This window comes from Streptomyces sp. AC555_RSS877 (assembly GCF_019049245.1).
Classification (GTDB): Bacteria; Actinomycetota; Actinomycetes; order Streptomycetales; family Streptomycetaceae; genus Streptomyces.
Genome location: NZ_JAGMUK010000040.1, coordinates 485,529 through 501,437, shown reverse-complemented (window position 1 = coordinate 501,437; position 15,909 = coordinate 485,529). Strand labels below are relative to the sequence as shown.

The following is a 15,909-nucleotide window of genomic DNA, read 5'->3' as shown; positions in this document are numbered from 1 at the left end:
CTGCTTCGCGTTCTCCGTTTCGGATTCTCCGTTTCGGATTCTCCGTTTCGGATTCTCCGTTTCGGATTCTCCGCTCCACCTTTCCGCTTTCTCTTCACTGCATTCCGTTCCCTCACGCCCTCGGACGGCAAGGAGAACCATGTCCCCACAAAAAGTTTCTGCGGCGTTTTTGGCGCGCGCAGTCGTCTGCGCGGTAACCGCCGCGACGGTGCTGACCGCGCCATCCGCGTACGCACATGACGGTGCCCATCACAGCGAAGGCACCGACGCGGGCGAATCCGAGAAGGTCCGTGTGACCGAGCGGCAGGTCAAGAAGGAGATGAGAGACGACGAGGCCGCCACCCTGGGCGAGGCGCACGCGAAGGAGCACGCCCGTCTCCGGGTCACGGCCAAGGCGCTGGGCGAGTACCCCCAGTCGACCCGCACGGCGAGGCTGAAGGAGCTGACCGAGTCCCAGGCGGAGACCAACAAGCGGTACGCACCCGAGAAGTTCGGCCGGTTCGCGGAGTACTTCCCCTCACCGGACTACGGCGACCACATCGCCATGCTGCCCACCGGCAAGGTGCTGCTCTTCTCCTTCGAACCGGTCGAGGACAACCCCCAGAAGGAGACCGCCCCCACCGACGTCATCGGCAAGGAGAACGCCGGCCGCGCCTACCTGTGGGATCCGGCCAAGGGCACGGGACGCGACGCGTTCAAGAACGTCCCCCCGCCGATGGTCGTGATGCCGGACGGCAAGAACGAGGCGCGCCCGGCACCGTTCTTCTGCTCCGGCCACGCCTTTCTGCCCAACGGCATGCTGGGGGTGTTCGGAGGCAACCTGGGCGGCAACGGCGGCAGCGGTGCCAAGCTGTCACTCGTCTTCGACCCCTGGACCGAGACCTGGCACCGCAACGCGGACATGTCGGTCGGCCGGTGGTACCCCGGAGTCGTGGAGGGCCCCGACGGCCGGCTGCTCATCATGTCTGGCCAGTCGGAGCTCGGCTGGGGCACCCCCACACCCGTCGTCGAGCGCTTCCCCGCCAGGTCGCACCCCGTGCCGTGGCAGAAGAGCGACGTGCCCGCGAACGTACCGGTCGACACGTTTCGCGCCCGGGCGCCCTTCACCAAGGACTATCCGCACCTGTTCACGCTGCGCGACGGCAAAGTCCACGGCCTCGGCCGGATGCTCGACGAACAGTACGTCTTCGACCTGGACACGGAGACGCGCGCGAAGCTGCCGGACCGGCCCAACGTCCCCTGCAAGGACACCAGGGACGGCAACGGTGAGGGCTGCAACCCCGAGCGCATCTACGGCTCCGCGGTAGCCCTCCCCAACGGTTTCCGGGGTCCGGACTCGGTCCTGGTCCTCGGCGGCAATCGGGACGACGCGAACACCTACGAGCTGACCAAGGGGAAGAGCTGGAACAAGCGCGAACCCCGGGCTTTCGGCCGGGCGAACGACAGCACCCTCACCTTGCCGGACGGCAAGCTGTTCACCGTCAACGGCTCCTTCCACATCCGCAACTACGGCAACGGCCTGTACAACCCCAACGCCCTGCCGAAGTACCGCCACACCGAATCGCGCGACGACAACGGCAGTTGGACGCTCGGTCCGGTGCAGCGACTGCCGCGCGGCTACCACTCCAACGCGGTCCTGATGCCCGACGGGCGGATCCTGGTCACCGGCGACGAGGCCCAGCAGATCGCCAACGACCCGGACATCAAGGACGACATGCACGGCAGCATCGAGATGTTCGAGCCGTGGTACCTGCACGTCGGCAACCGGCCCCAGCTGAACAGGGCCCCGGCCGGTGCGCTGCACTACGACTCCGCCTTCACGGTGCAGACCTCCACGCCGCGACGGGTCGCCAGTGCCGTCCTGGTGGCGCCGACGACCGCCACCCACTCGACGAACCCCAGTCAGCGCCACCTGAAGCTGAAGATCAACAACCGTGACGGCAACACGCTGAGCCTGCAGACCCCGGCAACGGCGGCCGACGCCCCGCCCGGGTGGCACATGCTGTTCCTGCTGGACGAGCGAGGGGTGCCGAGCGTCGCGAAGTGGGTGAAGCTCGAGCCCGCCCGGGGCACGGCCGCGTCGGGCAACCACTAACGGCTCCCCACCCGGACCTCGCCCCGGCAGCCGGCCGTACCGGCCGCAGGAGCTGAGCCGGACATACCTGAACCGCTCCCGGGGACCCTGCCGTCGCGACGGCAGGGTCCCGTCCACCCTGACTCGGCACAGCCGTCACTGCCACTTCCGGGTCGCTTCGTCGATCGACCCCCTGGACAACCACCGGGAAGGCAACTTAGACTCATTTTCCAGAGCTGGACTATTTATCCAATCACGGCCGCCCGGTCGCTGAGCAGGGCGGACAAGAAGGCACTCGTACTCGCACGGCAGCCGCACCAGGACGGCCACTTCGACTCGCGGGATGCCGCGATACCGCCATGGACCATCGCGGACCTGCTCGGCGTGTCCCGGGTGACCGCCCTACACCACACCAAGTGAAGGACGTTTCGTGACCGCCGCCGGACCGACCACCGACCCCGCACCCGCTCCCTTGTCCGGCTCCGGCCCGCCACCGGCTGCGCGCCGCCTGCTGCACATCACCGAGGAGCGGACCGCCGCGCTCGTGGACGAGGAGCTGGCCTTTGAAGCGGCCCGCGCCGCCTTTGCCGCGACGGTGGACGGCACGCTCTTTCCCGGTCTCGCCGTGCACGGGTCCGACCCCCGCAACCGGTTCACCCTCAAGCCGTCCGCGTCCGCGACGCACGCCGGGGTGAAGATCGGTACCTACTGGCCGGGCAACGCGGAGCACGGACTGCCGCGCCACCACTCCACCCTGCTGCTTTTCGACCAGACGATCGGCAGGATCGCGGCCGTCCTGGAGGTCGGCACCGCGAACGCCTACCGGACCGCCGCGGCCGACGCTCTCGCGGTCGACCTGCTGGCCCGCGCCGACACCACCACCCTGGCGGTCTTCGGCACCGGGCACCAGGCGGCACACGAGGTGCGGGCCGTCAGCCGCGTCCGGCCCATCGGCAAGGTCCTGGTCGTGGGACGCACCGCCGAGCGTGCCGAGCGGATGACCGCGGCCTTGGGTGCGCAAGGACACGACGCCCGTGGCGTCGGCGCCGAGGAAGCCTGCGCCCAGGCCGATGTGATCGTCACCGCCACCACCGCCACGACCGACACCCCGCCGCTGTTCGAGGCCGCGTGGGTCCGCCCCGGTACGCACATCTCCTGCATGGGCTCCGACGCCCCCCGCAAGCGGGAACTCCCACCCGAACTGTTCAGCCGCGCCCGCGTCTTCTGCGACCTTCCCGAGCAGGCCCGCCGCATGGGCGAAAGCCAGCACGCCCCCGCGGAGACGGTCCTCACCCCACTCGGCGAGGTCCTCACCCACCGGGCCACGGGACGCACCGCCGACAGCGACATCACGCTCTTCGACAGCTCCGGAATCGGCTTGCAGGACCTTTTTCTGGGCCTGGCCCTCCTGAAGAAGATGGACATCACCCTGTGAACATCCCCGCAAGCGCCAACTGCCCTGACCTCGCAGGGACTCTGGCCGACCCCGACACCCCGTTCGCCGTCGTCGACATCCACAAGACCCGGCGCAACGTCGAGCGTCTGGCAGCCAGGGCCGACCGGCTCGGGGTCGCCCTGCGCCCCCACGTGAAGACGGCCAAGAGCCTCGACGTCGCCCGTCTCCTGCACGACGACACACCCTGCCCGGTCACCGTCTCCACCCTTGCCGAGGCCGAGACGTTCGCCGACGGCGGCTACACGGACATCACCTACGCCGTCGGAATCGACCCCCACAAACTCCCGCGCGTCCTCGCACTGCTGCGCCGCGGCGTCACCCTGCGCGTCCTGCTGGACAGCACCGAGCAGGCCGCGTTCGTCGCCGAAGCCGCCCGCCAGGCCGGCCTTCCCATCCCCACCCAGGTCGAGATCGACTGCGACGGGCACCGCGGGGGCGTCAGGCCCGACGCCCCCGCGCTCCCCGAGATCGGCCGCATCCTGCACGACGCGGGCTGCCTGGACGGCGTGCTGACCCACGCGGGCGAGTCGTACTTCGCCACCACCGCCGAGGAACAGCGCCTGGCGGCGAAGAACGAACGCGACACCGCAGTCGCGGCGGCGGAGCGCCTGCGCACGGCCGGCCTGCCCGTGGCCACCGTCAGCGTCGGCTCCACCCCCACCGCCCACGCGGTCGACGACCTCACCGGAGTCACAGAACTGCGCGCGGGAAACTACGTCTTCTTCGACCTGGTGATGGCCGGCCTCGGCGTCTGCCACATCGAGGACCTCGCGCTGTCGGTCGTCGTCACCGTCATCGGGCACCGTCCCGAACACGGGTGGATCATCACCGACGGCGGCTGGATGGCCATGTCCCGCGACCGCGGCACCGCGGCCCAGGCGCAGGACCAGGGCTACGGCCTGGTCACCGACCTGGACGGCAACCTCATCCCGGGTCTGGTCATGACGGCCGCAAGCCAGGAACACGGCACCCTCACCGCCCGCGACGGCGCCCGCCTTCCCGAGCTGCGGATCGGCACCCGCCTGCGCATCCTGCCCAACCACGCCTGCGCCACCGCGGCCCAGCACCACGGCTACCACGTCATCGACGGAACGCGGACCACGGACACCGCGCCGGCGATCCAGGCCTATTGGGAACGCGTCACCGGCTGGTGACCGAACGGGGCGGCGACGTGAATGGCGGCCAACTAGGAGAGCCTTCCCGAGACGGCGGCGACGACCGCGCCAAGGACGGTGTCCGGCGAAGGTGAGGGACGGGATTCGCGCCCGGCGCGGACGGCCTGAGTCTTTACGCGGACGTCCGTCGCACGCCACGTCGACGAAGCCGACGGGCCCGCCCGTGTGGTCCAGCCACACGAGCGGACCCGTCGCGCGGGTCTACGGCCGCGGAACGTTGCGCAGGTTGGCCCGGGCCAGATCGAGCATCTTCCCTACGCCCCCGTTGAGCACGGTGCGTCCTGCCGAGAAGGCGAACCCCTTGACCTGTTCGCCGGAGATGTGCGGCGGGATCGACAGGGCGTTGGGGTCGGTGACCAGATCCACCAGGCAGGGTCCGTCGTACGACAGCGCCTCCCTCAGGCCTTCGCGGATCTGCCCGGGCTTCTCGATGCGGATCGAGTGGATTCCGACGCCCGCGGCGATGGCGGCGTAGTCCACGGCCTCGTGGTCGGTCTGGTAGTCGGGCAGGCCGTCGACCATCATCTCCAGCTTGACCATGCCGAGGGAGGAGTTGTTGAAGACGATCGTCTTCACCGGCAGGTTGTGCAGCTTCACCGTGAGCAACTCGCCCATGAGCATGCCGAGTCCGCCGTCTCCCGACATCGAGATCACCTGACGGCCGGGGTAGGCGAACTGGGCGCCGATGGCGTGCGGGAGCGCGTTGGCCATGGTGCCGTGCAGGAATGAACCGATCACACGGCGGCGGCCGTTGGGCGTGATGTAACGGGCCGCCCACACGTTACACATGCCGGTGTCGACGGTGAACACCGCGTCGTCGTCCGCGAGTTCGTCGAGGACAGCGGCCGGGTATTCGGGGTGGATCGGTACGTGGTGCTCGACGTTGCGGGTGTAGGCGGAGACCACGTTCTCCAGGGACTTGGCGTGGTGGCGCAGCGTCCGGTCCAAATATGAGCGGTCGCCCTTGGCCTCGACCAGCGGCAGCACCGCGCGTACCGTCTCGCCCACGTCGCCGTGCACGCCCAGCTCGAGCACGGTCCGCCGCCCGATCCGCCCCGCGTCGTGGTCGATCTGTACGGTGCGAGCCTGGGGCAGGAAGTCGTCGTACGGGAAGTCGGTGCCGAGCAGCACCACGAGGTCGGCCTCGTGCATGGCGTCGTAACAGGCGCCGTAGCCGAGCAGTCCGCTCATGCCGACGTCATAGGGGTTGTCGTACTGGATCCACTCCTTGCCGCGCAGTGTGTGCCCGACCGGCGCGTTCACCCGGCTCGCGAGCTCCATCACCTCGGCGTGCGCGTCCCGGACGCCGGCTCCGCAGAAGAACATCACCTTCTCGGCCGCGTCGAGCTTCGCCGCGAGTTGCCGCACCTGTTCGGCGGGGGGGACGACCCGGCCGCGGGCGGTGACGAAGTTGCTCGAGCCGGTGGGGTTGGTGGCGGGCGCGTGGGACAGGTCGCCGGGCATGACGAGCACCGACACTCCGTGGTCGGACAGCGCGCGCTGTACGGCGATCCGCACCATCCGCGGCATCTGCGACGGCTGGCTCACCATCTCGCAGTACTGGCTGCACTCGATGAACAGCCGCTCCGGGTGCGTCTCCTGGAAGAACCCGGTGCCGATCTGCTTCGACGGGATGTGTGAGGCGATCGCGAGCACCGGAGCGCCGGAGCGGTTCGCGTCGTACAGGCCCTGGATCAGGTGGGTGTTGCCCGGGCCGCAACTGCCCGCGCACACCGCGAGCCGTCCCGTCACCTGGGCCTCGGCCGCAGCGGCCAACGCCGCCGCCTCCTCGTTGCGCACATGGATCCACTCGATGCCGTCGGTACGCCGGATCGCGTCCACGACGGGATTGAGGCTGTCGCCGACGACGCCATAGATCCGTTCCACCCCTGCCTGTCGCAGGACGTCGATCAGTTGCTGTGCCACGGTCGGGTTACGCACCAGGGTCCTCCTCGAACGGTTTCTCGACAGTTCCGGTCCCCGTTGGGTCGTGGAAGCGGGAGGGGCGACGAGCCCGCTTGCCGGGTGAACGTCACCCAGTCCATCGTCACCCGTACCTTCGACCAACTCGGCGTCGTGGGTGCACGACCCCCTTCCTTCCAGGAGGGTGGCCTCGGCCGCGATGCCGATCGGCCGGCCAAGTCGCGGCTCGGCCACGGGAATGGCGGGCAGGGACAGCATTGCACGCAGGCGGCGAGGACGACGGCATCGGCATTCACCCCCGGGGGGTCGCGGCGCGATATGCGATGCGGTGACCGCCTGAATGAACGCCTCAGCGGACGACCCTTGCCGCATCGACCGCCAGACCGGCGCCGAACCGTCCGGCTCCGAGCAATGACCACGGGCGACGTGGTCCGACATGCCTACCCGTTCACCCTGCTCGTTCGCCCTCTCGGCCCGCTCGACGACCGGCAGGGTGCCACCCCCTGCCCAGGCATGACTACAGGTGATGCGTCAACAATCCGATTACACTGGCACGTATGACCGAGACCCCGCGCTGGCCCACCGAGCCGGAGCAGCATGCCTGGCGCAGCTTCGTGCGGATGCAGGACAAGCTCGTCGACCGACTGGGCCGCGGGGTGCAGGCCGAGTCCGGCCTGTCCGCCGCGGACTGCGGAGTACTCGTCCACCTCGCCGAGGCCCCCGAGGGACGGCTGCGCGTCCTGGAGCCGGCCAGGGCGGTGGAGTGGGAAAAGAGCCGGATGTCCCACCACATCAACCGGATGGCCAAGCGCGGCCTTGCCTGCGGGAGGACTGCCCCACCGACGCACGCGTGGCGTTCGTCGTCGTCACCCCCGCCGGCCGCGAAGCCCTCGCGACGGCCACCCCCCGGCATGTCGACGCAGTCCGCCGCCTGTTCATCGACCCGCTCAGCCCGGCGGAGCTCGCGATGCTCGCCCAGATCTCCGGTCTCGTCCTCGAAGGGCTGGAGAAGGACTGCGGGTGAGCAAGTAACGCGATATGCGGCACGCCCCTCCGCTCGCCAACCTCACCGGTCGAACGTTGACACATCAAACTCCATTCGGTATTTTGTTGATATATCAACTTTAGGAGGAAAAGTGACCGTCAAGGTGATCGACGTACCTGAAGCACGCCGCTACGAGGCCACCGTGGACGGTGGAACCGAGGTCGCGGGCTTCTCGCAGTACCTTCGCACATCGGAACTGATCGCCTTCCTGCACACGGAGGTGGATCCGGCGTTCGAGGGCAAGGGGGTCGGCTCCGCGCTGGTTCGGACCTCCCTGGACGAGGCACGCGGCGCAGGTCTGCGGGTGCTGGCTACCTGCCCCTTCTACGCAGCCTGGATCGGTCGCCACCCCGAGTATGCCGACCTGCTGTACCAGTCCCGGAGCAAGGTCAGCGACTGACCCGGCCGCTGGCCCCCTGAAGCAGTGAGGAAGATCGGTATGAGCGGCAAACCCGAGAAGAAGGCCTACGAGGCGCCGGAGATCACCGTCACCTTCGAGGCGAGGCGCTGTCTGCACGCCACCGAGTGCATCAGGGGCCTGCCCGAGGTCTTCGACGCGAGCCGGCGTCCGTGGATTCAGCCCGATGCCGCCCCGGCCGATCGGCTGGCCGAGGTGGTACGCCACTGCCCGTCGGGGGCGCTCCAGTACGAACTGGCGGAGGGCGGGAGAGAGACCCCGGACCGGCCCACCCGGATCACCCGGACCCCTGCCGGACAACTGCTCGTTCGCGGCGAACTGTCGCTGGACACGGAGGAGGGGACACGCGCCGAGACCAGGGCCGTGCTGTGCGGCTGCGGAAGCAGCCGGCTCCAGCCGCACTGCGATCACTCCGGCCCCTGCGGCCAGTGACATCGGCGGTGACCGCCGCCTCCCCCCGTTTTCCCGAACCGTTTGCCCAGGCAAGACATGGCGTGGAACAAGGATGTCCCTTGCTGTGCAGTTCTCCGAATACGGCAGCGGCGAAGTGCCGCGCGTCGTGGACGTTCCGGCGCCCGCCCCGGGCCCTGGACAAGTCCGGCTCGCGGTACGGGCGGCAGGCGTCAATCCGTTCGACTGGAAGGTCATACAGGGGTTCATGCGGCAGATGATGCCCCTCGATCTTCCAGCGGGCCTCGGGTCGGACATATGGGAGTGGTCGACCAGGTCGGGGACGGAGTGACCGACTTCGCCGTCGGTGACGAGGTCCTCGGGACCTCACTGACTCCGGCCTACGCCCAGGCCGCGGTCGCCGACGCGGGCGCGGGCGCGCTGGTCGCCAAGCCGCCCGCCATTCCCTGGGAGGTCGCCGGAGCTCTTGCGGTTTCGGGCGGAACCGCGTGGACGGTCCTCGAACGTCTCAAGGCCGTCCAGGGCGAGACGCTGCTGATCCATGCCGCTTCCGGTGGAGTCGGCACGTTCGCCGCCCAGCTCGCCGTGGCCCGCGGTGCGCGCGTGATCGGCACCGCGAGCCAGGCCAACCACGAACGGCTGCGCGAGCTCGGCGTGTTGCCGGTCGGCCACGGCGAGGACCTCGCCGGTCAGGTACGGGCGATCGCCCACGAGGGAGTCGACGCCGTACTCGACGCCTCCGGCCGCGGCGAGATCCCGCTGTCCATCGAGCTCGCGGGAGGCCCCGAACGCGTCCTCACCCTCGTGGCCTTCGACGCCGCACCCCTGGGCATCCAGGTCCACACGGACGGCCCGAGCGGCAACGGCGTCCGGGCCTTGCACGACATCCTCCTTCTCATCGGAAAAGGCCGGCTGCAAGTCCCGGTCTGACGCACCTACCCCCTGGAGGAGGCAGCCGCCGCACTCGACCTGAGCCGTACGGGTCACGTCGGCGGCAAGATCGTGCTGTTGCCCTAGTCGCATGCCCCAGTCGCGTCAGAAGCCGGATGCCTGTGGATCCGCTCGTCCCAACATGTCGGCGAGCGGAGTACCGGTTCGTGCCGCCGCGATGCGACGTGCACGCACCTGCGCTCTGGTGCGGGGGCGGAACTTGGGTTCCTTGCCGCAGCCGCACGGTTCACGGCCCTCGTAACGCAGTCCGGCGTCGAGCACCGCAGCGACGACGGTCCATGCCTTGGTCTCTCGGCGCCGCGGTGCCCCGAAGTCGTGGCCGGCGGGACGCTTTTCGTGCCCAGGGCGGAGCAGGGCTGGGTGAAGTGCGGTCCACCGTGACCAGGCCAGGCAGTCGGGCCTGCGCGGCCGGGGCCGGGACCGACCACGGGATTGCCCGCTTGCGGAAAGGAAGGACGAGCTCAGGCTGCCTGATCTCCTCGTTGTCCGCCTGCTTCTGACTGGACGAAGCTATGGCGACGGGTCTGCAGCGCCACTTCGGCGGAGGGGCCTTTTTCAGCCCGGCCAGGAGAGGTGAGCGATGACAGTGCCAAGCACGGACGGCACCCACGGGACGGCAGGGCCGCCGCTGCCTCCGCCGGGCGCTGACCTGCACCTGCCCGCCCCACGGTCACCGGGCGGGCCGCGGCTCGTGGGCGCGGCATTGGTCATGTTGTCCCTGATCCCTGCACTGGGCTGCTATCTCGTGTTCACCGCGTGGCTGCCCTCCGAAACGAAGCGATACCAGGACTACGCGGCGGCCGAGCCGTGCCCTGACCGCGCGTCGGCGGAAGCGTGGGAGGACTGCCTGCGCACGGTCTCGTTCACCGTCGGGAGCACGAAGATCGAGCGGGGCAGAAGCGGCGGCTACCAGGCGGCCTTGTCCGGCACACCCTTCTGGAACGGAACCGTGGCCTTCGGCGATCAAGGACCGCTGCTGGAGCGACTTCGCCCGGCGGACCGGGTCACCGCCACCGTCTGGCGCGGGCAGGTCATGACGGTCAGCAAGGGAGACGTCCGGCAGAGTACCTCCGAAGAACCACGCAACGAGCCTCAGATGGCAGTCGCCGTCGGCACGTTCCTAGGTCTCCTGGCGGTGATGGGGCTCTGGTTCGGCGGGGTCCGGATGGCCAGGCCCATTGGCCACGAGCCCTTCACCTGGCGCCCCTACGGCAAACCGCTGCTCATCACCATGGTGGTCACCTGTGCTGCCGTGGGGTTGCCCGCCGTGTGGCTCGGCGTCCCGTCGTGGATCGTGCCCACCATCGCCGTACCGGTCGTGGCGTGCACGGCCCGGCTGCTCCACCGGCACCGGAGGGCGAGTACCGCCCGTGGTGCGTGATGACAGGCTGGCCCCTTCGGCAGGGCGCACCCCATGACCTTCCTAGACTCGCGGACCCGTGTAGCGAGCCGCGAGTGTGGGCTGGTTGCCGCCCGTGACAAACGCGGTCTCCGCCGTGAGCAAGGCCTCCAGCGCGGAGTCCTGACCCTCCAGACCAGGGGCACAGACGGTCCCCCCAGGCGCAGCCCGGCAAGGCTTGCCGACGCCACGTCCTCGGGCGTCATCGCCCAGGGGATGCTGTGGCCGGCGCCGCTGTTCCACTCCGTTGCCACAACGCCGGGGCACAGCACCTGGACTCGGACCGGGGTGTCGGCGAGCTCACCTGCGAACGGGCCGGCAGAAAGGACGCTCAGGCTGCCGTCACCACGACCGACCACTGGGTCACACACAAGTCGACCCTCTCCGCCACGAAGGACCAGCAGGTCGAGCTCTTCGTACGGGAACACGACGGCACTCCCCCCGGCCCCCCGTCGGCCCGCAAGGTCGTCCTCATGCTGCACGGCAGGAGCGTGCCGGTGCTGGCGGGCTTCGATCTCCAGCACTCCTCGTACGGGTGGGCCGAGGCGGTGGCCCAGGCCGGTTACGACGTCTTCATGATGGATCTCCAGGGTTCGGGCCGGTCGCCGCGCCCTTGCAAGAGACCCCTGCAACGCCAATCCCGCCCTCCACACGACCGTGCTGACGCCCAAAACAACCAGTGTGAACAGGACGAGCTCAGCACCGTCGTCGAGTACATCCGGGACCTGCGCAACGTCCCGGAGGTCGCCTTCGTCGGCTGGTCCGCCGCCGCCTTCTCGATGGGGCCGTACGCGGTCAAGAATCCCACGAAGGTGGAGAGCCTGCTCCTGCTCGCGCCGATCTTCCCTCCCCAGGGCAACTCGAATCCGCCGACCACGACGCCGACGCCCAGCTTCCCCACCCACCTGCTCACGCGGAAGGGCTTCGAGGACGGCTGGGACGACGAGGTGCGCTGCACGACCCAGCGCGAGCCCGGCATGGTCGACGTGGTGTGGAAGGCCCTCATGGACAACGACCCGATCGGCCGTACCTGGGGAAAGATCCTTCCGTCCGGGAGGCCAGAGGGCGTCAGCCGGTTCCGGAACGGTCTGAACTGGGGCTGGAACCGCACCACCGCGGGGCAGGGTGGCACCCTCGGCGGAAGTGTGCCCGTACTGATCGTGTACGGCGAACACGACACCACCGCCAACACGACTCCGCCCAGCTCCAACCCCGCGCTCAACTTCTCCGTCCCCGCGCTCTACGACGCCATCACGGGGTCCCGCAAGCTGTTGGTGAAGATGGCCTGCGCCGGACACTCGCTGCCCTGGGAAGGGCAGCACAAGAACCTTCACGACCTGTCGAAGTTCTGGCTCAAGCACATGAGGGTCGACGGCAAGACCGAGGCCGCTTCGACATGGACGAGAAAGGCGCCGTCAGCCCGGCTCCTTAGCCGGTGTCCTCCGTCGTGGGCCGTGGCAGGCGATGTTCGCGCCTTGTGGGTCGTGACCCACGTCGAAAACGGCTCGACTGCCCTGCGGAGTCCTGACACAGTGGCGCACTATGGCGAATGTCGAGCGGGTGACCGCCGCGGACGTACACCTCATGCAAGGTCTGGCACAGCGTGTCACCGCCACCCGCCCGGACCTGTTGAACAGCGACGCGACGTTCGGCGAGCTGGCCTGGAACTGGGGCAAGGGGCACGCCGTCGACGGGGCAAGCCGGCCACGTCAACTGTGGTTCTCCGGCGGGGAACTCGTGGCATGGGGCTGGGCCCACCTTCCGCACCGGGTGTGGCGAAGCGACGGGTCCGTGAAGGACGTCACGGGCGCCTACCTGGCGTATCAGGTCCATCCCGACCACGCCGGACTGGTTGACGAGGTGATCGACTGGTACGACGGCACGGCGGCGGGCATCGAGCGCACGGTAATGCCGAGCGCCGCCGATGAGTTCGCCCTCAAGCGATGGGCGGCGCACGGCTACGAGGCCGACCCGGCCTCCTTCGGTGACACCGGGTCCTGGACTCAGCTCAACGAGCGGGACCTCACCGACGTGGAACAGCCGGTACTGCCAGACGGCTTTCGGTTCCGCACCGCCGACGAGGCCGGGCCGAAGGCCGCGGTCCAGGCCCATCTGGACGCCTGGGCTCCCTCGCCGTACACGGCCGAGGCCTACGAGGGCGTCCGGCAGACGGCGGCGTATCGCGGCGACCTGCACCTCCTGGTGGAGGCGCCGGACGGAACGATGGCATCTTCGACGATCATGTGGCTCGACGAAGTGAACAGGACCGCTGAGTTCGAGCCGGTCGGGACGCATCCGGACTACCGGCGTCTGGGGCTGGCAAGGGCGATGCTTCTGCACGGGATGCGTCTGGTGCGGGCGGCAGGGGCCACTCATACGACGGTCGCCTGCCTGGGGGCTCCGGGGCATCCCCAGGCGCGCGGGCTGTACTACAGCGTCGGGTTCCGGGAACTCACGCGGGACGCGCCGCTCATCAAGACCACGACCACGACGACGGGCTGAGGACTGGCCGTTCGGGCGGTCACGGGCCGGGCGACCGTCGCATGTTTTCGGACGGTGAGTATCGAGCAGCCCGAACAACCCGCACAGCCCGACCACCAAGGCACCGACGCCAGGCAGCCGCCCAGGGTCAGGGCGGCAGTTGGGTCAGGGCGGCAGTGACCGCAGTCATCGACCGGTGTGCGCGGCGACGGGCTGTCCCCGTTCCCGTCCCCGCGCACGTCCCTGGATCAGTCCACGACCAGCACGTTGCGGGCAGCCCGTCCCGGGCCGGCAAGCGCGGTACCGAAGTTGTCCTCGACCTCCGCCTTCTCGGCCGCGTTCGGGTATGGGTTGGTGCAGGCGACGCCGGCGCTGGAACCCGACATCAGGCTGCTGCAGGGGCCGGGTTTGCGGTCCGGCAGGCCGAGGATGTGGCCGAGTTCGTGCGCTGAGATCCGGACCGTGTCGTAGCCCTCGTTGACGGCCTGTCGTCCGATGTAGACCGTTCCGTTGCCGAGCGAGGTCGTCTGGGCCCGGGGCCAGCCGTTGTCGGCCAGGATCCGGATGTTGGCGCGCTGCCCGGCGGCCGCCGGGCGCAGCTCGACGGTGTCCACGCTCTCGTTCCAGATCGCCGCGCCCCGTTCGACGGCGGTCCTGAACTCGGCCGAGGCGCCGGCGTCGTAGGTGACGACACGGGCCGCGAGGAGCTGATCGCCGGAGCCCGGCGCGGCCGCGTAGGCCTGGCCACCGGCCAGGGTGAGAGCCGCCGTCAAGGCAGCGGTGAAGCCATGGACGAACGCGCGCGAGTACATGGTCGGCCTCCTGTGGGGGGAGTTGAGGAAGTCATGCTCATGCCACACACTGCCAGCTCCCTGCCCACACGGCACAGGCCTCATTCCGTCAAACCGCACCTCCACCGACTCGCCGAGCCGTGGCTCTACGTCATGTATTCACGGCCGCGGACCGGGCAGACGCGCAGGGAGTATGTGACGGTTGAGGGTGCGGAAGGGTCAAGAGGACGCGAGTTACAGAGCCGAAAGGAGTCCCGGTGACCACCTATGTCATCACCGTCCCTGGCACGTTCCTCCGAGGAGTTCCGGGCGACGTCCGCTCAGAGATCGAGCGCAGGCTTCGACCTCAGGACCCCAGGAACACCGATCTCGGGGAGAGCGAGGAGTTGCGTCTGCTGACGGTGGAGGAGGACGGCATGTTCGCCGCCCGGGTCGAGGTCGAGGCCGCCGATCAGTCGGGAGCCGAGGACGAAGCGGTGCGGCTGGTCTCCCGGGCCCTGCGGGACAGTGGTTTCGCAGAGGAGGACGCCGCGTTGGGCGCGGCGATCGTGACCGGCATCGACCGCGAGTTCTGAAGCGGTGTCCTGAAGGGAGGTTCCGGGCCGTCCCGGACAACGTGAGACCCCCGAGGCTCGCTGCCCCTCAGGCACGGCCACGACGGAGCATGGCCGTCCGGTTCACGGCTCGTTCACGGGGTGGCGCCGCACGGACCCGCGGGCGAGGATTGCTCCTTCGCGGAGTGCGGCCCCGCGCGGTTCCGGACCGTATCCCGGAGCCCGTTGCGGGGACGACGGACGACGGCCGGCAGCTGAACCTCGAGGGAGCCTTGGGATGGGTTCACACGCAGCGCCACACCCTCACAGCAAGCGAATTCTGTTGATGTCCGTGGGGCTCATGCTCGTGGCCGCGGTCCTGGGGTTCCCACGGGCCGACGCGGCGCCCGCCGCGACCGATGCCTGCCGCAGTACGGGCGCGAGTCTGCCCCGCGGCGACTGCGGTCCCTTCTGGCAGGTCCTCGCGGAGGACTTCAACGGCGACCGGGTGCCGCTGGGCGCGTTCAGCGACTGCGATCACCACGTCGACACCTCCGCCGCCTACTGCGGCGGGCTGAGCGGGGAGTTCCGCGACAACTGGTGGGCCTATCCGACGGGTTGGCCTGACACGGCCCACAGTCGGGGCCGGGATGTGGTGGGTGTCTACCACCCGGAAGACACCGTGAGCGTCGGCCCTGCGGCGAACGGCGACGGGAGGATGTTCATACGGATGTGGCGACCCGGCAACGGAGGCCCGGTGCATGCCGCCGCGGTGGTGCCACGTGCGGTCATGCAGATGAAGTACGGCAAGTACAGCGCCCGCATCAAGGTGACGACACTGGCTCCGGGCTACAAGTCCGCCTGGCTGCACTACGGCCGGGGCTGCGAGATGGACCACCCCGAAGGCGAGTGGACCGGCCCCCTCACCGCCTTTCACCATCCGTGCGGTGGCGGCAAGCAGGGCTACTTCCCGGGAAGCGACGACTGGACCGAGTGGCACACCGTGTCCACCGAGTGGACCCCCGGCAACGTGCGGTTCTTCGTCGACGGCCGGCAGACGGGCCACGACACCCGCAAGGTGCCGGATCACCCGCTGTCCTGGGTGCTGCAGAACGAAAGCGCACTGCAGGGGCCCGGCGCGGCTCCGGGCAGCAGCGCGCAGCTCGACATCACCTGGGTCGCGGCCTACGCGTACGACTGGAAGTGAGGTGCCGGGCAGGAGCGGTAGGTGTGGCTGACGCCGGGCGGGGGC

General features: G+C 69.3%; 13 protein-coding genes and 2 pseudogenes. 13 read left to right on the top strand and 2 right to left on the bottom strand.

Going from position 1 to position 15,909, the window contains the following annotated elements:
• The first annotated feature begins 292 nt into the window (after positions 1–292).
• The 3 genes from KUM49_RS19630 to KUM49_RS19620 all read left to right on the top strand — a co-directional run bounded on the left by KUM49_RS19630 (position 293) and on the right by KUM49_RS19620 (position 4,684).
• Positions 293–2,095 (top strand): galactose oxidase early set domain-containing protein, encoded by a 1,803-nt coding sequence (locus tag KUM49_RS19630; protein WP_308406667.1) that lies wholly within the window; start codon positions 293–295, stop codon positions 2,093–2,095.
• A 409-nt stretch (positions 2,096–2,504) separates the two neighbouring features.
• Positions 2,505–3,509 (top strand): ornithine cyclodeaminase family protein, encoded by a 1,005-nt coding sequence (locus tag KUM49_RS19625; RefSeq protein ID WP_308406666.1) that lies wholly within the window; start codon positions 2,505–2,507, stop codon positions 3,507–3,509.
• Positions 3,506–4,684 (top strand): DSD1 family PLP-dependent enzyme, encoded by a 1,179-nt coding sequence (locus tag KUM49_RS19620; protein WP_308406665.1) that lies wholly within the window; start codon positions 3,506–3,508, stop codon positions 4,682–4,684. The genes KUM49_RS19625 and KUM49_RS19620 overlap by 4 nt, the downstream gene beginning before the upstream one ends.
• Before the next feature lie 222 nt (positions 4,685–4,906).
• Here KUM49_RS19620 and KUM49_RS19615 read toward each other — a convergent pair whose 3' ends face one another.
• A complete protein-coding gene (locus tag KUM49_RS19615; protein WP_217238149.1) occupies positions 4,907–6,646 on the bottom strand; it encodes a pyruvate dehydrogenase in 1,740 nt (579 codons plus the stop codon).
• Between the two features lie 539 nt (positions 6,647–7,185).
• Between KUM49_RS19615 and KUM49_RS19610 the strand changes: the two are divergent.
• The 8 genes and pseudogenes from KUM49_RS19610 (at position 7,186) to KUM49_RS19580 (ending at position 13,354) form a co-directional block, all read left to right on the top strand.
• Positions 7,186–7,652 (top strand): annotated as a pseudogene (locus KUM49_RS19610) (MarR family winged helix-turn-helix transcriptional regulator).
• A 112-nt stretch (positions 7,653–7,764) separates the two neighbouring features.
• Positions 7,765–8,073 carry a GNAT family N-acetyltransferase gene (locus KUM49_RS19605; RefSeq protein ID WP_217238148.1) on the top strand — a complete coding sequence of 103 codons (309 nt, stop codon included), beginning with the start codon at positions 7,765–7,767 and terminating at the stop codon, positions 8,071–8,073.
• Positions 8,074–8,112: 39 nt separating this feature from the next.
• Positions 8,113–8,523, top strand: coding sequence for a (4Fe-4S)-binding protein (locus KUM49_RS19600; protein WP_217238147.1), 411 nt, complete (start codon positions 8,113–8,115; stop codon positions 8,521–8,523).
• A 276-nt stretch (positions 8,524–8,799) separates the two neighbouring features.
• Entirely contained in the window at positions 8,800–9,432 is a 633-nt protein-coding gene (locus tag KUM49_RS19595; protein WP_254401414.1) for a zinc-binding dehydrogenase, read from the top strand.
• Between the two features lie 12 nt (positions 9,433–9,444).
• Entirely contained in the window at positions 9,445–9,519 is a 75-nt protein-coding gene (locus KUM49_RS50725; protein WP_374200178.1) for a hypothetical protein, read from the top strand.
• A gap of 514 nt (positions 9,520–10,033) precedes the next feature.
• Positions 10,034–10,834, top strand: a complete 801-nt coding sequence (locus KUM49_RS19590) for a hypothetical protein (protein ID WP_254401413.1) — start codon at positions 10,034–10,036, stop codon at positions 10,832–10,834.
• 491 nt (positions 10,835–11,325) lie between these two features.
• Positions 11,326–12,105: pseudogene (locus KUM49_RS50720) on the top strand (alpha/beta fold hydrolase); the annotation flags it as partial.
• A gap of 289 nt (positions 12,106–12,394) precedes the next feature.
• The gene (locus tag KUM49_RS19580; protein WP_217238146.1) at positions 12,395–13,354 is read left to right on the top strand and encodes an N-acetyltransferase; all 960 of its coding nucleotides are present in this window, start codon (positions 12,395–12,397) and stop codon (positions 13,352–13,354) included.
• A 227-nt stretch (positions 13,355–13,581) separates the two neighbouring features.
• Here the strand turns inward: KUM49_RS19580 and KUM49_RS19575 are convergent, their stop codons facing one another.
• On the bottom strand, positions 13,582–14,145 hold the full coding sequence (locus KUM49_RS19575; RefSeq protein WP_217238145.1) for a snapalysin family zinc-dependent metalloprotease: 564 nt from the start codon (positions 14,143–14,145) through the stop codon (positions 13,582–13,584).
• 236 nt (positions 14,146–14,381) lie between these two features.
• Between KUM49_RS19575 and KUM49_RS19570 the strand changes: the two genes are divergently transcribed.
• Together KUM49_RS19570 and KUM49_RS19565 are read left to right on the top strand one after the other, a co-directional pair.
• Positions 14,382–14,699: a hypothetical protein gene (locus tag KUM49_RS19570; RefSeq protein ID WP_217238144.1), complete on the top strand. Its 318-nt coding sequence runs from the start codon at positions 14,382–14,384 to the stop codon at positions 14,697–14,699.
• A 304-nt stretch (positions 14,700–15,003) separates the two neighbouring features.
• Entirely contained in the window at positions 15,004–15,864 is an 861-nt protein-coding gene (locus KUM49_RS19565; RefSeq protein WP_254401412.1) for a glycoside hydrolase family 16 protein, read from the top strand.
• Positions 15,865–15,909: the final 45 nt, after the last annotated feature.